The organism is Dyadobacter chenwenxiniae (assembly GCF_022869785.1).
Lineage (GTDB): Bacteria > Bacteroidota > Bacteroidia > Cytophagales > Spirosomataceae > Dyadobacter > Dyadobacter chenwenxiniae.
Map to the genome: position 1 here is coordinate 5,667,524 of NZ_CP094997.1, position 18,945 is coordinate 5,686,468.

At 45.1% G+C, this 18,945-nt stretch carries 19 protein-coding genes; 9 read left to right on the forward strand and 10 right to left on the reverse strand.

Features of this window, described 5'->3' with window-relative positions; all coding sequences use genetic code 11:
* Window positions 1–30 precede the first annotated feature (30 nt).
* The 4 genes from MUK70_RS24270 (at window position 31) to MUK70_RS24285 (ending at window position 4,087) form a co-directional block, all read left to right on the forward strand.
* Window positions 31–894, forward strand: a complete 864-nt coding sequence (locus MUK70_RS24270; RefSeq protein WP_234605928.1) for an SPFH domain-containing protein — start codon at window positions 31–33, stop codon at window positions 892–894.
* Window position 895: 1 nt separating this feature from the next.
* Window positions 896–1,084: a type II toxin-antitoxin system antitoxin gene (locus tag MUK70_RS24275; RefSeq protein WP_234658422.1), complete on the forward strand. Its 189-nt coding sequence runs from the start codon at window positions 896–898 to the stop codon at window positions 1,082–1,084.
* A gap of 73 nt (window positions 1,085–1,157) precedes the next feature.
* Window positions 1,158–3,338 (forward strand): S9 family peptidase, encoded by a 2,181-nt coding sequence (locus MUK70_RS24280; protein ID WP_234658421.1) that lies wholly within the window; start codon window positions 1,158–1,160, stop codon window positions 3,336–3,338.
* On the forward strand, window positions 3,338–4,087 hold the full coding sequence (locus MUK70_RS24285; RefSeq protein ID WP_234658420.1) for a hypothetical protein: 750 nt from the start codon (window positions 3,338–3,340) through the stop codon (window positions 4,085–4,087). Before MUK70_RS24280 ends, MUK70_RS24285 begins: the two co-directional genes overlap by 1 nt.
* Window positions 4,088–4,220: 133 nt before the next feature.
* Here the strand turns inward: MUK70_RS24285 and MUK70_RS24290 are convergent, their stop codons facing one another.
* The 5 genes from MUK70_RS24290 to MUK70_RS24310 form a co-directional block, all read right to left on the reverse strand.
* A complete protein-coding gene (locus MUK70_RS24290; RefSeq protein ID WP_234658419.1) occupies window positions 4,221–5,750 on the reverse strand; it encodes a M28 family peptidase in 1,530 nt (509 codons plus the stop codon).
* A 32-nt stretch (window positions 5,751–5,782) separates the two neighbouring features.
* The gene (locus MUK70_RS24295) at window positions 5,783–6,190 is read right to left on the reverse strand and encodes a type II toxin-antitoxin system VapC family toxin (protein WP_234658418.1); all 408 of its coding nucleotides are present in this window, start codon (window positions 6,188–6,190) and stop codon (window positions 5,783–5,785) included.
* A 3-nt stretch (window positions 6,191–6,193) separates the two neighbouring features.
* The gene (locus tag MUK70_RS24300; protein ID WP_234658417.1) at window positions 6,194–6,469 is read right to left on the reverse strand and encodes a hypothetical protein; all 276 of its coding nucleotides are present in this window, start codon (window positions 6,467–6,469) and stop codon (window positions 6,194–6,196) included.
* A gap of 20 nt (window positions 6,470–6,489) precedes the next feature.
* The gene (gene hemB / locus MUK70_RS24305; RefSeq protein WP_234658416.1) at window positions 6,490–7,476 is read right to left on the reverse strand and encodes a porphobilinogen synthase; all 987 of its coding nucleotides are present in this window, start codon (window positions 7,474–7,476) and stop codon (window positions 6,490–6,492) included.
* 123 nt (window positions 7,477–7,599) lie between these two features.
* Window positions 7,600–8,286 carry a response regulator transcription factor gene (locus MUK70_RS24310; protein ID WP_234605921.1) on the reverse strand — a complete coding sequence of 229 codons (687 nt, stop codon included), beginning with the start codon at window positions 8,284–8,286 and terminating at the stop codon, window positions 7,600–7,602.
* A gap of 63 nt (window positions 8,287–8,349) precedes the next feature.
* Between MUK70_RS24310 and MUK70_RS24315 the strand changes: the two genes are divergently transcribed.
* The 3 genes from MUK70_RS24315 (at window position 8,350) to MUK70_RS24325 (ending at window position 11,263) form a co-directional block, all read left to right on the forward strand.
* Window positions 8,350–9,369: an alpha/beta hydrolase gene (locus MUK70_RS24315; RefSeq protein ID WP_234658415.1), complete on the forward strand. Its 1,020-nt coding sequence runs from the start codon at window positions 8,350–8,352 to the stop codon at window positions 9,367–9,369.
* A gap of 114 nt (window positions 9,370–9,483) precedes the next feature.
* On the forward strand, window positions 9,484–10,305 hold the full coding sequence (locus MUK70_RS24320; RefSeq protein WP_234605919.1) for an enoyl-ACP reductase FabI: 822 nt from the start codon (window positions 9,484–9,486) through the stop codon (window positions 10,303–10,305).
* Window positions 10,306–10,522: 217 nt separating this feature from the next.
* Complete coding sequence (locus tag MUK70_RS24325) at window positions 10,523–11,263, forward strand: hypothetical protein (RefSeq protein WP_234658508.1); 741 nt, start codon at window positions 10,523–10,525, stop codon at window positions 11,261–11,263.
* Between the two features lie 9 nt (window positions 11,264–11,272).
* Here the strand turns inward: MUK70_RS24325 and MUK70_RS24330 are convergent, their stop codons facing one another.
* Window positions 11,273–11,932, reverse strand: coding sequence for a Uma2 family endonuclease (locus MUK70_RS24330; RefSeq protein WP_234658413.1), 660 nt, complete (start codon window positions 11,930–11,932; stop codon window positions 11,273–11,275).
* A 26-nt stretch (window positions 11,933–11,958) separates the two neighbouring features.
* The gene (locus tag MUK70_RS24335; protein ID WP_234658412.1) at window positions 11,959–13,500 is read right to left on the reverse strand and encodes a YifB family Mg chelatase-like AAA ATPase; all 1,542 of its coding nucleotides are present in this window, start codon (window positions 13,498–13,500) and stop codon (window positions 11,959–11,961) included.
* 60 nt (window positions 13,501–13,560) lie between these two features.
* Here MUK70_RS24335 and MUK70_RS24340 point away from each other — a divergent pair, with 60 nt between their 5' ends.
* A complete protein-coding gene (locus MUK70_RS24340) occupies window positions 13,561–14,556 on the forward strand; it encodes an N-acetylmuramoyl-L-alanine amidase family protein (protein WP_234658411.1) in 996 nt (331 codons plus the stop codon).
* 11 nt (window positions 14,557–14,567) lie between these two features.
* Here the strand turns inward: MUK70_RS24340 and MUK70_RS24345 are convergent, their stop codons facing one another.
* Both MUK70_RS24345 and MUK70_RS24350 read right to left on the reverse strand, forming a co-directional pair.
* Window positions 14,568–15,416, reverse strand: coding sequence for a TIGR01459 family HAD-type hydrolase (locus MUK70_RS24345; RefSeq protein WP_234605913.1), 849 nt, complete (start codon window positions 15,414–15,416; stop codon window positions 14,568–14,570).
* A gap of 45 nt (window positions 15,417–15,461) precedes the next feature.
* The gene (locus tag MUK70_RS24350; RefSeq protein WP_234605912.1) at window positions 15,462–16,502 is read right to left on the reverse strand and encodes an aminoglycoside phosphotransferase/kinase family protein; all 1,041 of its coding nucleotides are present in this window, start codon (window positions 16,500–16,502) and stop codon (window positions 15,462–15,464) included.
* 149 nt (window positions 16,503–16,651) lie between these two features.
* On the opposite strand from MUK70_RS24350, the gene MUK70_RS24355 reads away from it, so the two are divergent.
* Window positions 16,652–17,626 carry a 1-acyl-sn-glycerol-3-phosphate acyltransferase gene (locus MUK70_RS24355; RefSeq protein ID WP_234658410.1) on the forward strand — a complete coding sequence of 325 codons (975 nt, stop codon included), beginning with the start codon at window positions 16,652–16,654 and terminating at the stop codon, window positions 17,624–17,626.
* Between the two features lie 51 nt (window positions 17,627–17,677).
* On the opposite strand, the gene MUK70_RS24360 is transcribed toward MUK70_RS24355, so the two are convergent.
* A complete protein-coding gene (locus tag MUK70_RS24360; protein WP_234605910.1) occupies window positions 17,678–18,733 on the reverse strand; it encodes a VOC family protein in 1,056 nt (351 codons plus the stop codon).
* Window positions 18,734–18,945 lie beyond the last annotated feature (212 nt).

An 18,945-nucleotide genomic window follows, 5' to 3' on the forward strand; every position in this document is an offset into this window, starting at 1 on the left:
TGATATCACTTTACTATCATAAATATGACCATGAATGAGAAAGAATTACGATCATCCTCAGGCTTCGCGCTCTTTGGCCTCGGCCTGCTTTTAATGTTTAGTGGTGTTGGTTTCGTCGCGGCAGCTGGCAGCCTGCTTGGCGGCGTTCTTGTTTTTGGAATCGGCTTTGTCATTCTGATAGGCCTGACAGTCATTAATCCCAATGAAGCTGTTGTGACTACTTTCTTTGGTGATTATATGGGTACGATGAAGCAGAGCGGTTTGCGTTGGGTCAACCCGTTGTTTCGTCGCAAAAAAATAAGTCTGCGTGCCAGAAACCTCAATGGTCAGAAATTGAAGGTTAATGATAAGCTTGGTAACCCCATCGAAATCGCCGCGGTTGTAGTCTGGCGCGTGGGCGACACGGCGAAGGCATCATTTGAAGTGGATGATTATGTAAAATATGTCGAGATCCAGTCCGAAGCAGCAGTAAGGCATCTGGCCGGCGTGTATGCGTACGACACCATGGAAGATGAAGACCTGCAAATTCAGGAAGTCACATTAAGGGACGGAAGCGGCAAGATCAATGAAATGCTGGAAGCCGAACTTACCGAACGCTTGAGCCGCGCAGGCATCGACGTGCTGGAATCGCGCATTAGTCACCTCGCTTATGCACCCGAAATTGCCGGAGCCATGTTACAGCGCCAGCAAGCCTCGGCAGTGGTGGCGGCGCGCCGCCAAATCGTGAACGGAGCAGTGGGAATGGTGGATATGGCATTGGCAATGCTTTCTGAAAAGGGAATTGTTCAGCTGGATGAAGAGCGGAAGGCGGCTATGGTAAGCAATTTGCTTGTCGTACTTTGCGGTGAAAAGGCGGCAACCCCGATCCTGAACGCGGGCACTTTGTATCCTTAATATGGCAGAAAAAAAAGCATTTGTGTTACGCGTAAATCCTGATATGCTCAAAGAACTCGAAGCTTGGGCACAGCAGGATTTCCGCAGTTTGAACGGCCAGATTGAATATCTGCTGAGCGAAGCGTTGAAAAAACAGAAACGTGCAAAGCAAAAAGACAGCAAGGCGGAGGACGCAGATGAAGCAGGCTAATGGTATTTTTGTTCATCATTATTTCAAAAATGCCTAACTTAGTTGTCTTACTATCTGATATTTTAAAGCTCTTATGAAGCACTTTGTCATCACTTTAATACTGACATTTCTTTCCTTTCAACTTTTTTCACAAATCCCCGATACATTTCAGTGGCTCCCGGACGGTGCAGGTTACCGGGATGTAACCGAGCAAGGCATAGTGGAAACTGCATTGCCCTCCCGGCAGGAAAAGGTGATCGTTCCACAGGATTTGCTTAAAAAAGCCGACGGGTCTCCAATGGACATCAGAAGTTACACGATCAGCCAGGCTGGCGATAAAGTGTTGATATACACCAATTCCAAGCGTGTGTGGCGCTATCAGACGCGCGGTGATTATTGGGTTTTCGATATTGCCGGTAAAACACTGAAGCAACTCGGGAAAGGATTGCCGGCCTCGTCATTAATGTTTGCCAAATTCTCTCCCGATGGAAAAAAAGCAGCTTACGTCAGCAAGCATAATGTATATGCAGAGGACATTCAAAGTGGTGAGATAAAGCAGCTTACCACCGATGGAACCGACCGCGTTATTAACGGGACATTCGACTGGGCATATGAAGAGGAATTCGATTGCCGCGACGGGTTTCGGTGGAGCGGAGACAGCAAATCCATTGCTTACTGGCAGCTGGACGCGCGCAAGATCCGTAACTTTCTGATGATCAACACAACGGACTCTATTTATTCATTCAATGTTCCGGTGGAATACCCCAAGGTAGGTGAAACGCCCTCTCCCTATAAAATCGGGGTTGTGAACATTGCCAGCGCGCAGACAAAATGGATGAACATTCCGGGCGATCCGCAAAATACTTATGTTCCCAGAATGGAATGGTCAGGTATGCCTGATGAGCTGGTTATCCAGCAATTGAACCGCAAGCAAAATGAAAGCACGCTTTTATACATCAACACAACCGATGGCAGTGCAAAACCTTTTTACACAGAAAAAGACGCAGCCTGGATAGACATTAAAAGCCGCTGGGAAAACGACCCGATGGGCTGGGACTGGATCAATAATGGCAAGGAATTTCTTTGGGTAAGCGAAAAAGACGGCTGGCGTCACACGTATCGCGTGAGCCGCGACGGGAAGAAGGAAACATTGATAACCATCGGAAATTTTGATATGATCAATCCGGTGCGCATTGATGAAAAAAATAATGCTTACTATTTCACCGCATCTCCGGATAATGCCACGCAGACATATCTTTATAAAATTTCACTGGACGGAAAAGGAAAAGCAGAGCGCATAACGCCTGCTAACCAATCAGGAACGCACAGTTATGAAATTTCTCCGGGTGGAAAATTTGCAAGACATCAGTTCTCCAACGCCAAAACCGCCCCGATGCAGGAGTGGATATCTTTGCCAAAACACGTTTCTATTGACCCGACAAATTCGATTGCACAATCTGCCGACAAGATCGATGCTGCGAAATTAAACATTGAGTTTTTCAAAGTCAAAACGGATGAAGGAGTCGAAATTGATGCCTGGATGGTGAAGCCAACGAATTTCGATCCGGCTAAAAAATATCCAATCGTATTTATGGTTTATGGAGAGCCGGCAGGAAGCACCGTAAAAGACTCATATGGAACCGGCCGCAACCGCTTGTATGCAGGAAGCATGGCCGATGACGGTTACATTTACGCTTCTGTCGATAACCGTGGAACGCCGTCTCCAAAAGGAGCCGCCTGGCGTAAAGCGATTTATAAAAACATTGGCACCATAAACATTAAGGATATCGACGGCGCAGCGACGGCGATGTTCAAGCAATATGCATTCATTGACACCAGCCGCGTTGCCGTGCATGGATGGAGCGGCGGCGGTTCGTCTACATTAAATTTGTTGTTCCAATATCCGCACCACTTCAAAACCGGCATTGCGGTGGCTGCCGTGGCCAATCAGCTTACTTACGACAACATTTACCAGGAGCGGTATATGGGTGTTCCGCAGGAGAACCGGGAGGATTTTGTGAAAGGCTCGCCGATTACGCATGCCAAGAATTTAAGAGGAAATTTGCTTTACATTCACGGAACTGGTGACGATAATGTACATTATCAAAACGCCGAAATGCTTGTAAACGAGCTAATTAAATATGACAAAGTATTCCAGTTTATGCCTTACCCCAACCGCTCTCACGGAATTTCGGAAGGCGAAGGAACTTCACAGCATTTGAGGAGCTTATTCACAGACTATCTTAAAAAGAACTGCCCTCCGGGAGCGAGATAATGTTGAATCGGATAAAAGACGTTTTTAGCATCTTAGCAGCACTGGCCTTGTCTGCTGGCGCTGTTCACGCGCAATTCAGCGACGGGACAAAGGTTGGCATAGCAACCGGAAAAGGCCTTAATACAGATAGATCCGGCGTTTTCTGGTCGTCGCTTACTGAGTCGTCCAATGTAATCGGCGACTTTTACATTGACTCGTTGTGGCACGAGGGATCTGTCAAGCTTAATGCACCTATGGCCCAGTTTGGGGGCATGGAATCAGACAGCCTTGCAGGCATTACCGTTCGCTATAATGTACTAAATGACGAATTGGAAGTGCTGGCCAGCAAGAACGACATTCGCGTTATCAAGGCCAGTTATTTAAAAAGTTTTGAGACAAAAAACAATGGCAACCCGCAACGCTTCATAAGCATCAGGTCACTCATTCCGAGCACGGGACTCAAAGGCATATGCGAAGTGCTAAGCTCCGGCAAACTCACATTAGTAAAACACTATAAACCAAAAATCACAAAACCCAACTACAATCCGGGCTTTGGAACCGGCCAGAAAAGCACAATCGTGCGCCTGGATAGTGATTATTACATTGTCTCAAATGGCAAGCCAGAGAAATTCAACGCCAGTAAAAAGGCTGTTTTGGCTGTAATGGGGGATAAAGAGAAGGAGGTGGAAGCCTACTTAAACGAAAATAAGGTTGGGCTCAAAAGTGACTTAGATTTGAAAAGCGTCTTCAACTTCTATAATAAAATGTAGGTTGTCCACTAGCCTGTTAAGCTGAGCGCCACTAGCCTTGTCCTGCTGAGCGCCACTCGCGTTGTCCTGCTGAGCGGAGTCGAAGCACGTCACTTGCAAGTAGCGTGCTTCGACTCCGCTCAGCAGGACAAGGTTACTTCCCGTACAACTTCTTCCCGGCCGCTTCATATTTATCCCCCACACTCCATTGCGGAGCTACTTTCCGATCTGCGATCAGGCGCGTTGCATACGTGTAAGCCTGGCTAAATTTCAGTAAATAATTGAAGTCGATTGTCTCAGGATTGTCAGAAACCTGGTGGTAATTTTTCATAATGTCACCATTGAATTCTTTGAAACCGGGCGTGAATGTCGGTGCTGGAATTCCTTCTTTGGCAAAATTTACATTATCCGACCTGTCAAATAAGCCTTGTTCCGGCGAAGGATCTGCGAAAATGCCAAGTCCGAATGCTTTGCAAGCCATTTCAATTTCTGCGCGAGCGCCAGTTCGGTCCAATCCCATTACAGAAACGATGGTAGTGTCATTGTAACCTGCACCATCGGAGTTAATGTTGAAAATACATTTGTTCAAAGGCAGCAACGGATGCGCCGCGTAATATTTACTGCCTAGCAACCCGATTTCCTCGCCCGTCAAGGCCACAATCAGGACTGATCTCTTTGGTGGATTTTTGGACAATGCCTCTGCGGCCGTCAGCAATGCAACGGTGCCAAATGCATTATCACGCGCACCATTGAAAATGCTATCCTCAGGCGTGTAAGGCTGGTCGCCCTGCTTGCCAATGCCAATATGGTCATAATGAGCACTTAACAAGACATACTCTTCTTTCAGCTTAGGATCGCTGCCGGGAATGTAACCTGCCACATTGTAGCTGCCGATTATCTGCGATTTTCTGCCTTCCGTCTTGAATTCCACCTCCTTAACAGCCCGCAATGCACGCGCATATTTGGCTTCCTTGCCGTTAACCCAAGCATGCGGAATGGTCTTCGCGGCCGCATCGCCTTCGAGAAGTGCCAGTTTTTCTGTCGCAAAATTTTTGACGACAATATTCCATGGAATGGGGGCATTAAACAGTTCTATGACTGCAATGGCACCTTTGTCCATCGCAATTTTCCGCTTTTCGTTTGATGTGTTGATGATTTCGCGAGGCGTTTGCGTTTCCGTTGTGCCGCTTTCTACAAGGACAATCTTGCCTTTTACATCCAGGCCTTTGTAATCGTCCTGATTTTTAGCGGCATTTTCCAAACCAAAACTCGCATAAACAATCGGTGCCTTGACACTCATGGCTTCGCCATTCATCAGGATCCAGTCTTCACCGCTTTTCATGATCTCCGCGTCCGCAATAATCTCTCCGCTTCCATTAGAGCCCATTTTCTCAAAAGGCACACGTTGAAAATACGTTGCATTATTAGTCCCGGCATTCCCTGGAACCGGAACCACGCCAAGCTTCCGGAACTGCTCGGCAATATATCGCGCCGCCACCAAATTTCCCTGCTCTCCAGTCCTCCTACCCAGCAACTCATCCGCCGCCAAAAACCGCATATGCGCTTCCGTTTCGGATTTTTTGATTTGAAACTCGGGTAGGGAGTTGGTTTTCTTTTGGGAGAAGGCTGTTTGGGTTAACAGCAAACAGCCAGCAAAAAAAAGCGGACGGAATGTTAATTTCATAAGGGTAATATCAAGGCTGAATAATAAATAATTCATAAAATAATGATATCCAGCGAAGTAAGATTTTGGATACGCCGAAAGTCAGATTTATTGTAAGTGTAAAAGACATCGCAACTAAGGCTTTCCGCCACCGCTGCATGAAGACAATCATTAATGTGCTTGAAGCCGATTGTCTCGGATAATTGCAAAGCTCTCGAAAGGTGTTGCTTTTGAATGTTGGTAATGTTGAGAGAAAGCAAATAATCAAGCTCATATTTGATTACATCGCTTTTGAGCTCAAACCTTGCCAGTCCGTAACCTACTTCCTGAATGACTAGTGTGGAAATAACAAACCGATCCTGTGCAATCGCCTCAAAAATCAGTTGATTTGCCTGTTCGTGCTTTACTGGATCTTGAATTACAACATAATTAAAGATCACATCGGAGTCAAAATAATACATTGACTAGATGTTAATGTCGTCAACCACTGAATTGAAATCCCGCTTGTCAGAAATAATGACTGATGGGTGATTTTCCCTGTGGGCAAGAAATCGCTTAGTTTCTAAATCGGTTGAATCAGAATTATTTACATCAACATCTTCAACAATAATTTTAATATCCCTTTTACCAAAAAGTGACTTTATAGATGTCAAAAACTTGGCATCGAGCTGAGACGTATTGATTTGAATGGTGTGTTGCATAGCTGTATTTCTTGTTCTAACAAATATAGCTTTTTCCACAACAAATTGAAATCAACCTCTTACCGAGCACCATTCAAAATCACCGCCGCATCCTTCGCAAAGTATGTCAATATACATTTTGCTCCTGCCCGGCGGATGCTCGTGAGAACTTCCATCATGGCGCGGTCGCCGTCAAGCCAGCCGTTTTGGGCTGCGGCTTTGATCATGGCGTATTCGCCGGAGACATTGTAGGCAGCGATGGGAATGTCGAAATTTTCGTCCAGCATGCGGATAATGTCGAGATAGGACAATGCAGGCTTAACCATGAGCATATCAGCGCCTTCTTCGAAATCCAGCTGCGCTTCGAGCAATGCCTCCCGCTTATTGGCCGGATTCATCTGGTAGGTTTTTTTATCACCAAATTTCGGAGCGGATTCTAATGCATCGCGGAAAGGGCCGTAAAATGCGCTGGCATATTTAGCCGAATAAGACATGATGCTTACATCGGTAAATCCATGGTTATCAAGATGTTTTCGAATATAACCAACCCGCCCGTCCATCATATCGCTGGGTCCCAGAATGTCGGCACCTGCTTTTGCTTGCGCCAGCGACATATTTCCAAGGATTTCCAGCGTTGCATCATTCAATATTTTACCATGCTCCACGAGTCCGTCGTGACCGTCTAAACTGTAAGGATCCATCGCGACGTCCGTCATAATCACCAATTCAGGGAATTTTTCCTTTATGGCGGTTATCGCTTTTAGATAGAATGTATGCTCATGATAACTTTCAGAGGCAAACCTGTCCTTTTTACTTTCGGGATAATTGGGAAAAAGATCAATGGCGCGAATGCCAAGATCTGTGACTTCTTTCAGTTCTTCAAGCAGATTATCCAGAGAAAAACGGTGGATTCCAGGCATCGACTTAACCTCAATTTTAAGGTTAGAACCTTCCTGAACGAACATTGGATAAATAAAATCGGAAACCTGAAGCGTCGTTTCCTGAACCAGGTCTCTGATTCCGGAGGATTTCCTGTTGCGTCGTGGCCGACGGGCTAAATTGATCATGATGGATTGGCTGGCGGCGATCAGCGGTCGGCTGTCGGCTTTTTTACTGTTTTACTAAGGAAAGAACCATCGGGAAAATGTTAGAGTTTCTTTGCGAAGCGTTTTTTCCAATTTCTTCGCTTTTTATCCAACCATTAGCTTAAAACCCTCGCCGTGCAGGTTCATAATCTGGATAGAAGTGTCCTCACGCAAATATTTTCGCAATTTAGTAATGTACACATCCATGCTCCGCGCATTGAAATAGGAATCATCGCCCCAAATGGTTTTCAACGCGAAACTGCGGCTGATCGGCTGGTTTAGGTTTTGGCAAAAAAGTTTAAGCAGTTCTGATTCCTTGCTCGTTAATCTCACTGATTTGTCGTTCGCAGAAAGCTGTTGATGGCTGTAATCGAAGGAATATTGACCAACCTGATATATTTTCGCTTCTTCCTGACCTTCAGGCTGTTTCTTGTAGCGCCGCAGAATAGCTTCAATGCGCAGGAGCAGTTCTTCCCGGTCAAAAGGCTTGGTAACATAATCGTCCGCACCGACGCGAAAACCCTGCATCGTGTCCTCTTTCATCGATTTGGCTGTCAAAAAGATGATCGGCACATCGCGGCCGCTCATGCGCACTTCCTTGGCAAGTGAAAATCCATCTTTTTTCGGCATCATTACGTCGAAAATGCAGAGGTCATAAGTTTTATCGACAAATGATTGCCAGCCCTTTTGCCCATCAGTAGCTAAATCGGTGGGGAAGCCTTTATCTATCAAATATTCCTGAAGCAAGGAACCCAGGTTGGCATCGTCCTCAACGAGTAAAAGATTGGGCATGGGAAAGGATAATTAAATTATGTTTGCAAGATAATTATGATAAACCTTCTTAACTCATAAAAAATGTTAAAATTCCTTCTTTGGATCATTGGAATCATCGCGGTTTTGGGCATCGTCTACATGGTCGGCCCGAAAGTTCCAGAGGCAAACCTTACGCCGAATTTACCCACAGTAACATCCGATTTGCCAGCATTGGAAAAGGAAGTGACCAGCACCGAAAAGGCCACGCCCGACTTAAAACCAGACAACGAAGCCCGCATTATCTGGGCTGATTCTTTTAAAAAGCAGAAAACACCTTACAGCGTCGTCTACATTCACGGCTTCGGCGCCAGCTGGGCAGAAGGCGATCCGATTCACAAAGAATTGGCCAAAAAATACGGTGCGAACCTTTACCTGGCGCGTATGCACGATGCCGGCATTGCGGATACGAATGCATTGCAGGATCTGACGCCTGAAAACTTTTTGGAAGGCGCGAAACGCGCATTAGCCATTGGTAAAGTATTAGGAGACAGTGTGATCGTAATCGGAACATCAGCAGGAGGCTTGCTAACCACTTACCTGGCAGCAACCCATCCTGAAATCAAAGGCGTCGTACTTTATTCGCCTTGTATTGAAGTGAAAAATTCAACGTTGAAACTCATAACCCGTCCCTGGGGCAAGCAGATTTTGCATAAGGCAATTGGCGAATACAGCAAGTCGAGGGACACGATTCCCGAGCGCGCGCAATTCTGGTTACAGGGTTACCATACCAATGGCCTGATCACATTGCAGCAAATGATGGACGCCATTTCCCGGCCGGAAGTTTTTGAGAAGATCAAGATGCCCATTTTTGTAGGTTATTATTACAAAAACGAAGAGGAGCAGGACAAAGTGGTTTCCGTGAAGGCCATTGAGGATATGTTTCCAAAGATCGGCACGCCCGATGATCAGAAAGTTTTGAAAGCATTTCCCGAAAGTGGCGACCACGTTATTGCCTCAAAGTTGCGATCCAAAGATTTAAAAGGTGTGTATGATGCCACGGATTCGTTTTTTCAGCAAAAGCTGCATCTTAAACCAGTAGAAAATAGCGTTTTACAGCCTTGATTTTAGGGCTTTGAAATAGCGGATCGGGCAGAGGATCTGGTTTAACAAGCCAAAAATGCTTTACTTTGCCGCCTCAAATGGACTATCCTAATTAATCAATTATAAAAGGAAAACATGGCTTACGGTTTATTAAAAGGAAAAAGAGGAATTATTTCAGGCGCATTGGATGAAAATTCCATTGCCTGGAAAGTAGCACTGAAAGCGAAAGAGGAAGGAGCCACATTTACATTAACAAATGCGCCGATTGCCATGCGTATGGGCGCTATTAATGATCTGGCCAAACAATGCGACGCACAGATCATTCCCGCCGATGCCACTTCTGTCGAGGATATCGAAAATCTTTATACACAATCCATGGAGATCCTGGGCGGAAAAGTTGATTTCGTCCTGCATTCGATTGGCATGTCTGTTAATGTTCGTAAGGGCAAGTCTTACGGCGATCTGAATTACGAATGGTTTCAAAAAGGCATTGATATCTCGGCTATTTCCCTTCATAAATTTTTGCAGGTTGGCGAAAAGCTGGACGCGATCAATGATTGGGGATCGGTTGTAGCATTATCCTACATTGCAGCGCAGCGCACATATTCTTTTTACAGCGATATGGCTGAGGCAAAAGCGATGTTGGAAAGCATTGCGCGCAGCTATGGTTACCGTTACGGAAAAGCCAAGAATGTGCGTGTTAACACCATTTCACAGTCGCCTACCAAGACAAAAGCAGGTTCAGGAATTGAAGGTTTCGATGCATTTTATGATTTTGCAGAGAAAATGAGCCCATTAGGGAACGCAACAGCCGATGATTGTGCGAATTACGCCATCACATTGTTCTCCGACCTGACGCGCTTTGTTACTATGCAAAATCTGTATCACGATGGCGGATATTCGTCAACAGGGATTTCCGAGGAACTGGTTACAATGATCCAGAATCAGCACAAATAACATATACTGGAATAAAATTTTGAAACCCTTCAAGGCACATGTTTTGAAGGGTTTCTTTTTTTATGTAAAATAATGCAACCGATCGTCCGTTTCGCGTTGTGTAATATTTGTGAACCAGTTAGTTTTAGCCAAATAATTTGACCCTATGGATTTCAAGGTAAATATGCCTTTTATGAAGGATTTTAATGTTCGGTGGAAGCTTATCTTGCTTTCGGTTATGACGCTTTCGCTTGCTTCTTGCGGAGGTGAAAAAGAAGAAAAGCCTGCGGCTCCGGATGCGCCGGTTTATACATTGGTTTTTTTGGATAAAACGCAAAGCGTGCACGTTGATAAGCAATATGTCAACGACAAATATCGCCAGACGTTAACGGACATTATCGAAACCAACATGAAGAATAAGGGCGATAAGCTGGAAGTCTATTTTATTCATGAAAACACATCAAAGGCGCGCGCTTTGTCATTGACTGTCAGAAGTGAAAAAGACAATGTAGAAGGGGCAAGTGCAACCGACCGCGAGGGAATCGAGACGGCATTTCAGCTTTCATTGCAAAAGGAAAAGGGCATTTATTTGAGACAATTGCTAGCCAAGCTCAATCAGCAAAACACAGGCGCTTCCAATCAATCAACAGACATTTGGGCTAGTCTGCCCGTAATTGCAAAAGCAGGCGAAAGTGGCTCAGAAGTAAAGGTTTACTATTTCAGCGATATGGTAGAAAGTGTAAAAGGGGCTAACCGCCGCGATTTCCACATTAAGCCTCCCAAAAATGACTCCGAAGCAGAGCAAGACGCAAAAGAAGACACCAAGCAATTAGAGAAATACGCTATTGGCTCACCACAAGTAACAATCGTCTCCCCATTCGAACCAACTGCATCCAGCAAAGAAAACAACCCGCACGTAACACATTATTGGCAAACATTATTCCAGGAACTGGGCGGGGTAAGTGTAGAGGAACTTTGAGTTAGGTTATCAGAAATTTTGAAGTGCTTTTAAGTTCTCCGCGTCGTTGAACATGGCGGCAATAGGAATTTTAAACCCTTCAATTACAAAGCTCTCAATATGGCCTTGGGAAGATTTTAGTATAAGATTATATTCATCATCTACAAGGTGATACTGTTCGATCGTTTGGTTTTCAGGGTCAACGATCCAATATTCCTCAATTTTGTGAGCTTGATAATCGAGAAACTTCAGTATCCTATGTGATACTTGTGTCGAAAAACCAAGTATTTCAACCACAAAGTTTGGGGGCGGAAGAACCGGTAATGACTCGATAAAAAGTGTTTTTTCTTTACGGTAAAAGCATATGTTGGGTCGATAGCAATTTCTTGTAAAAGCAACCATAGCATCAAAAATTAGGAAGCTCGTGGAAATGTCGATTATGAATTCATCAAGTAACCTCGCAAGAAACAGGCCGACTGCTTCTTGCGAGGAGGACGACGAAATTGGTATGATAGAACCATTGATGAATTCGCTCTTTTCTCCATTTAGATTATTAATGTAGAAGTTAGAAAGCAGAATCTGTTCGTCCCTTAAAAGATCATTAATCTTTTCAATAATTAAGTATGCGTCTGGCTGATCGAGAAGTCTTGCAATCGCATTTTCTCTTAATTGCTTGTAATCTTGGTTCATGTTTTTGTAGATTAAATAGTGTTGTGTTACCCAGCCCAATTCTCCCGATCCAGGCTCCGATATTGAATCGCTTCGGCGAGATGTTCTACTTTAATGTCAGCGCTTCCCGCGAGGTCGGCAATGGTTCGGGATACTTTCAGAATGCGGTCATAAGCTCGGGCGGAGAGGCCGAGGCGTTCCATGGCGGTGCGTAGGAGGGCTTTTCCAGGGTCGCTGATGATGCAGATCTCCTTAACCATTTCGGGGGACATCATGGCGTTGGAGTAAATTTCTTTGTGGTTTTTGAACCGCTCGGTCTGCATTTCACGTGCTTTGATCACACGTGCACGAATTTGTTCACTGCTTTCCGATTTGCGCGTTGAGGCAATTTGGTCAAAGGAAACGGGCGTAACTTCCACATGCAGGTCAATGCGGTCCAGGAGCGGACCGCTGATTTTGTTGAGATATTTTTGTACAACACCCGTTCCGCAAACACATTGCTTTTCCGGATGGTTGTAGTAGCCGCACGGACAGGGATTCATGCTCGCAATGAGCATAAAGTTAGCAGGAAATTCAACCGTCATTTTTGCCCTGGAAATGGTCACTTTCCGTTCTTCCAGCGGCTGACGCATCACTTCCAGCACCGAACGTTTGAATTCGGGCAGTTCATCGAGAAACAGCACACCATTATGGGAAAGGGAAATTTCACCAGGCTGCGGAAAGCTGCCACCACCCACCAGCGCAACGTCACTTATAGAATGATGCGGTGACCGAAAAGGCCGGCGCGAAACAAGCGTAGCCCTTTTGCCTAACTTCCCGGCAACAGAATGTATTTTCGTCGTTTCCAATGCTTCCGGCAAACTTAACGGCGGCAAAATGCTTGGAATGCGCTTGGCCAACATTGTTTTACCAGCGCCGGGAGGGCCTATCATAATCGCATTGTGCCCGCCTGCGGCCGTAATTTCCAAAGCCCTTTTGATATTTTCCTGTCCCTGAACATGCTCGAAATCGGCGTCATACTCATTCTGTGATGTGAAGAATAAATCACGTGTATCCACAACTAAAGGCTGAACATTGGATTTACCTTCAAAAAAGGCGATCGCATCCACGAGTGTTTCCACTGGAATGACGTCAATGTTGTTGACAATCGCGGCTTCGTGGGCATTTTCGGCGGGCAGGACAAAACCTTTGTAACCTTGTTTGCGCGCTTCAATGGCAATGGGCAGAACACCTTTAATTGGTCGCAAAATACCATCCAGCGAAAGTTCTCCAAGAATAATGTAGTCTTCAAGATTGAGTTGGCAATTCAGCTGTTCCGACGATTGGAGCACGCAGAGCGCAATAGGCAGGTCATAGGCGGAACCTTCTTTGCGAATGTCGGCAGGGGCGAGGTTCACCACCAGTTTTTGCCGGGGCATTTTGTAGCCGTAATATTTGAGCGAGGCCTCAACACGCTGCTGGCTTTCTTTCACAGAACTATCGGCCAGCCCGACCATATAAAAGCCCATTCCCTGGGCCACATTCACTTCAATCGTTGTGATTGTCGCATCCACGCCGTAAACGGCGCTTCCGTAAGTTTTCGCAAGCATGTGTGTGTAATTTTAATTTCAGCAAAAATGCCTATTTTATCGACAAAATCAATCCTACTAATGAAAAAGTTCTTCCTGTTGTTGCTAATTCTGATGGCGCTTGCCACTGCCGGATTTTCGCAGAAAACCACTCAATCATTGAAAGGCAAGACCATCTGCATTGATCCGGGTCATGGAGGGACCGCATTAACCGACAGTTACCGCGTTGGCCCCACAGGCGAGCGCGAAGAATGGGTCAATCTGAGAGTAGGGTCTATGCTTCAAAAAATGTTGCAGGAAAAAGGCGCAACAGTCATCATGACGAGAACGGAAGATAAAGTGGTTACACTGCCCGAAAGGGCTAAAATCGCAGTGGATAACAAGGCTGATGTTTTCGTTTCCATTCACCATAATGCAACCGCAGACTCATCCGTGAACTTCCCGATCATTTATTTTCATGGGAACGCTTCGGAAAATGCAGCTAGCGTGGATTTGGGAAAAGCGCTAGCCTCGCGATTGCTAATCCACTTACATCAACCAGATTCACCCGTTTCACTGGTTTCGGATTTTACCGTTTTTGCCACTTCGGGCGCTTCTGTTCTGAGAAATACTTACGGCATTCCGGCAATTCTGGCTGAGGCTTCGTTTTTTACAAATGCCGGAGAAGAGCAAAAGTTGAAACAAGAATCGCACAACCGCCATGAGGCGAAAGCTTACATGGAAGCATTGGAAGCTTTTTTTACCAAACCAATAGCAAAAATTGAAGTAAAAAATTCCAAAGTTCCTGCTATCCCTCCCTTCATTGTATTCCAGGAAGCCGAGCGGATGACGCCCATTGCCAAACGCTGGAAACAGGACTTCTTAGATGCTGAGCACCTGATGACCAGGGAAGATCCTGCGTCGTTAAATACGGCTTATGACTTGTTTACAAGATCAGCACGTTCTTTTCCGGATTCGCCGGTTGCGGCACAATGTCATGCAAGCCGCGCCAAGATCCTGGCATTGCAGAGCAAAAATACAGAAGCAGCTCAGGAAGCGCAGCGTGTAAATGAATACTACGTAAATTTTCGTAGATAGCTAATGTGCTGTTATTCAACAACTGCTGAAACGCAAATGTACGTGGGGATAATCCCGGTGGCCCTTATACGAACCTCTGCATCTTCGGCTTGCGTATTTCCTGTGAGGACAAGCGCAGTATCCAGGCCAAATTTATTTCCGCCCAGAATGTCCGTGTGCAATGTGTCACCGACCATGAGAATGTTCTGCTTATTGACATCCGGGTAGTTTTTAATGTGCTGATAAGCAAAGATAAACATCTGGGGATCAGGCTTTCCGAAGCGGATGAATTGCCGGCCAATGGTGTCCTCGATCATTTTTGCCAATGCACCAACGGCAATGGACAAACGGCTTTTGGAGGCAGGATAGGTTTTGTCTGTATTGGCCACGATAACCGGAATGTTGCGTTTGCGCAGCAAATTCAATGTTTTTGTCAAATCTGTATTCCAGTCGAAGCCTTCGTCATCCAGGAAGACCAGCGCATTTACATCATTTACTGCGTTCAGGTCTAATTCTCTGATTGACAAGGTTTGCAAGTCAGTTGATCCAATGTAATGTGCAGAATTGTCGGTGCCCAAATACGCCACGACACCTTTTCTTACTTTTAATTCGAGATATTCCCTTGCCAGCATTCCGGATGAAATGATGCGGTCGGGCGTAACGTCGTTGATCCCCAGTTTTACATAGGATTCAGCCAATTGTTCCGGGCTGCGGGAGGCGTCGTTGGTAACCACATAAAAATCTTTGTTAGTTTCCCGTAAATAGGCAAATGTATTCTCAATGCCCGGAATAAGGCCATTATATGTTTTTAAAACGCCGAAAGCGTCGAAGAAAATAACTTCATATTTGGATATTACAGACTTAAAATTGTCGAGGATCATTCGTGCTGGTGTCTTGGAGTGAATAAAATGAGAGCGGAAATGTTGCTATAAATCGAGCGCTCTCAGGATTTTGTCTTCGTCAAAACCATCAATTGAAGGGAAATAAAGTTCATAAGCTTCCTTTTGTAGTTTGGCGCAGTAAGATCTGTGGAAAAAATATTTGCCGTATTTGATTACATAATTCAAAATAAAAAACCGGTAAGCTTCTTTCATAAACCGGACTTCATTGACCGTCAGTGGGTAAACCTGGTGGTATTCTTTCAGGAAAATCATAAAACGATCTTCCATTAACGGCCCCAGGAGATAGCTAAAAACCGTTCTGTCGCCTACATTCGAGCAGACGCGGGCGAAAAAGTAGAAATCCATAATGCGCGAAGAAACCCGGAACCAGTCGTAATCCCACCTGGAATACAGCTTCAAATCATCCGTAACCGAGAAATTCCCAATGTTCCAGTCTACGAAAACAGGCATTTTATCAAATGAGCTAACATTCAGTCGCTGGATGTTCTTCATGAAAATATCGCATTGCCTTTTCAGAAGCTGGATATAACCGCGATGTTCGTACTGGCCCGTATCAGTGTCAAGAATTTCCAGTAAATGCTGAATGTCCGTGCGCAGGTTTTTGGAAGATTTTGGAATGGATTTTCCAGCCCGCAGACAAGCCAAATGGAATTTCGCCGTCTCATTGCCTAGCTTCTTGATATGATCTTCGTTGAGCCTTTTCGGAAGCCGGTTCATAGCTCTGATCGGGTTGTAAAAAACCACCCAGGTGTCCACAAAATCTTCCTGATATCGGTAAGTATAAACCTGATTGTTTTTTACAAGTGACCTCGCTAGCACATTCTCAAACGGGTAAAGCAAATTATTGGCAAGCGCCTGAATGATCCTGTGATCCTCTTTGAAATGCTCGTATTTGCCAAAATAGGAGAGTTTTGCAACAACAATATCATCGTTATCCAGCGTCACGCGAAAGACGTGATTCGTTGATACTTTGGCACTTATATCTTCAACAAATTTTACTCCAATGGAATTATCAAACCCCGCCCAGGCTTTTCGGATAATTTCAGGATAATCTTTTAAACGCATTTATATATTTATTTCAGCATTGCAAAATGTTGATGCTATGCTCTTTAGAATCTCAATTTGGTGTCAAAGTTAGCAACTTCACCTGAGCCGACACGAGGCATATATCGAAACTTTGAATAATTTTGCAGGGCAATTTTACCTTATATACTTTGTTCTTCTACTTCTCCCGTTTTCTGGTCCGACTAGCATTGCCGATTTATTTGAAAAAGCTTTGTGTAAAAGGCTTCGATAAGCTGCACAAGGGTCCGGTGCTGCTAGCTTCCAATCACTCAGGTTCGTTTTTTGACGCCGTGGTTATAGGCTCCATTGTGCAGCAGCCCATATTCACGCTTACCCGCGGCGACGTTTTTAAGAAAAAAGCCGCAGCATTCTGGCTCCGGCAGATCAAGCTAATTCCGGTATTCAGAGGTTCAGAAGGCCGTCAATATGTTAAAAATCACGATGTTACCGTTCAGGAAGGTTATGATGCCATGAAGGGCGGCGGCGCGGTGATCATATTTTCGGAAGGCGTTTGCGTGAATGAATGGCGGTTGCGTCCGCTTGGAAAAGGAACAGCAAGAATGGCTTACCATACCTGGCATGGCGATAATGCACTGAAAAACATGGGTGTCGTGCCCACCGGAGTTAACTACGAACACTTTCGTGGACCGGGAAAAAGAGTTTCTCTGCGCTTCGGTGAAGCTATTTTGATCAATGATATCAAAACGGATCCGCTGGAATACGAGAGATGGCTGCGTGAATTCAATGAAATTTTGGAGCGGAAAATGAGTGCAGAAGTTTGGTCAATTCCGGCTGAATTATCAAAGGAAGAGAAGGCTCAGCGATTGGATGCATTGTTTGGCGATTGCCCGGTTCCCGCTGAGGGCAATGCAATTCAGAAGGCAATCGGTTGGTTTGGACGCGCAATTCATCGTCCTGTTTATAACTTGTTTGAACGAAAAACTGCAAAACTTACAGCAAGATCGGTTTTTTATGATTCTGTGCTTTTCGGAATGTTAATGTATTTGTATCCCACTATTGTTGTTTTGCTATCCGTTATCATAGGCGCAATTGCTGGCTGGCAGGCAGGATTAGCATTGTTTTTTGCATTGCCAATCCTGGCTTTATTGGGAAGCCGTTACTAGGAAGAGACTTTCCAAGTTTTGGAAACTTGGAAAGTCTAAACGCTCACCGAATCAGTCCTTTACCCGGCTCAAACCCATCAATTTCAGCATCCAATCGGGCAGCGGCTTTTGATTTTTTCTTTTCTGAATATCCAGGAACCAGCCAATTTTTTTCAAAATAGGCAGCTTATGCGTTTCCACGAGCTCTATCAGCGTTCCGTCCGGATCTTCCAAATAGGCAAAACGTCCCGCGGCCGATTCCATGCCGAATGAGCTTTCGCTGTCAATCGTGAAAGGATATCCTTGTGCCTGCAGTTTGGATTTCAATGTGTCCATATCAATGGTGTCAAAGCACAAATGGATAAAGCCGCAATCACCCCAGAACCGGTTCTCAAAGATTTTCTTAGGCGTACGATCAAGTGCCTGTACGAGCTCAATTTGAACATTGCCCAGCAACCGACTGAATGCGCCATGCGGCGTAAATGTTTTTCTCAATAAAACCCTTCTGAAACGCTGCCCTTTGATAGAAGCCGGAATGTCTTCGAAAACACCCGATTGATCGTAAACAACTTCCAGTGGTTGAAGGAGATTTTCATAAAAAACCAGCGATTCATCAATGTTCGAAACCCCTACAACGACACCTGCTACGCCACCAACTGGTTTTCCCGTTTGCTGAAACCAAGTCTCATCGCTCGTAATCTGAAATGTATTTCCATAGGGGTCGCTGGCCCAGAACCCTTCTCCCTCCGGCAATGCAACCAATGGTCCAACGGCTTCTTTCGACTGACTTTTCAACCATTCATGTGCCTTTTTAACGTCTGGCGCTTTGAAACGGATTGCGTTGATGCCTAAGTCGCCAATCTCAACTTTGAAATTTGCAGGTTGAGACCTCCTGCTCGTAAATGACCAGATCTCCAATCCCCCTCCGCCGGCCAGATTAATGGCCAAAACAGCGTGTCTTTTATGCACCTCGCCGCCCGTGTAAGGCGTCATGAGCGGCGCTTCCGCTTTTTCATCGAAAACAGGAACATCGAAACCCAGCATCTTTCGATACCATTTCCAAGCGTCCGGCACATTTTGGACACCAATTCCCACTTGTTGAATTCCTGAAATCAGCGGAGCACTCATTCTCAAATAAAGGTTATTTTGGGCTTAAAAAATATGAAGTCCGCGTGAAGCGGAAGGCAATTTTACAAAATTTAATGCAAACCAGGCACCAGTAAACGCAATTGCGGCGAAAATGTGAGGTGTGGAAAAAATTTCTTAGGATACAAAACATAATTGGTTATTTGATAAACATAATAATTCATATCTTTAAATGAGATTTTCAGAATATTATT

Coding starts and splice junctions, on each gene's coding strand:
- MUK70_RS24270 (WP_234605928.1), top strand. CDS start 31: ATGAATGAGAAAGAATTACGATCATCCTCAGGCTTCGCGCTCTTTGGC.
- MUK70_RS24275 (WP_234658422.1), top strand. CDS start 896: ATGGCAGAAAAAAAAGCATTTGTGTTACGCGTAAATCCTGATATGCTC.
- MUK70_RS24280 (WP_234658421.1), top strand. CDS start 1,158: ATGAAGCACTTTGTCATCACTTTAATACTGACATTTCTTTCCTTTCAA.
- MUK70_RS24285 (WP_234658420.1), top strand. CDS start 3,338: ATGTTGAATCGGATAAAAGACGTTTTTAGCATCTTAGCAGCACTGGCC.
- MUK70_RS24290 (WP_234658419.1), bottom strand. CDS start 5,750: ATGAAATTAACATTCCGTCCGCTTTTTTTTGCTGGCTGTTTGCTGTTA.
- MUK70_RS24295 (WP_234658418.1), bottom strand. CDS start 6,190: ATGTATTATTTTGACTCCGATGTGATCTTTAATTATGTTGTAATTCAA.
- hemB (WP_234658416.1), bottom strand. CDS start 7,476: ATGATCAATTTAGCCCGTCGGCCACGACGCAACAGGAAATCCTCCGGA.
- MUK70_RS24310 (WP_234605921.1), bottom strand. CDS start 8,286: ATGCCCAATCTTTTACTCGTTGAGGACGATGCCAACCTGGGTTCCTTG.
- MUK70_RS24315 (WP_234658415.1), top strand. CDS start 8,350: ATGTTAAAATTCCTTCTTTGGATCATTGGAATCATCGCGGTTTTGGGC.
- MUK70_RS24320 (WP_234605919.1), top strand. CDS start 9,484: ATGGCTTACGGTTTATTAAAAGGAAAAAGAGGAATTATTTCAGGCGCA.
- MUK70_RS24325 (WP_234658508.1), top strand. CDS start 10,523: ATGACGCTTTCGCTTGCTTCTTGCGGAGGTGAAAAAGAAGAAAAGCCT.
- MUK70_RS24330 (WP_234658413.1), bottom strand. CDS start 11,932: ATGAACCAAGATTACAAGCAATTAAGAGAAAATGCGATTGCAAGACTT.
- MUK70_RS24335 (WP_234658412.1), bottom strand. CDS start 13,500: ATGCTTGCGAAAACTTACGGAAGCGCCGTTTACGGCGTGGATGCGACA.
- MUK70_RS24340 (WP_234658411.1), top strand. CDS start 13,561: ATGAAAAAGTTCTTCCTGTTGTTGCTAATTCTGATGGCGCTTGCCACT.
- MUK70_RS24345 (WP_234605913.1), bottom strand. CDS start 15,416: ATGATCCTCGACAATTTTAAGTCTGTAATATCCAAATATGAAGTTATT.
- MUK70_RS24350 (WP_234605912.1), bottom strand. CDS start 16,502: ATGCGTTTAAAAGATTATCCTGAAATTATCCGAAAAGCCTGGGCGGGG.
- MUK70_RS24360 (WP_234605910.1), bottom strand. CDS start 18,733: ATGAGTGCTCCGCTGATTTCAGGAATTCAACAAGTGGGAATTGGTGTC.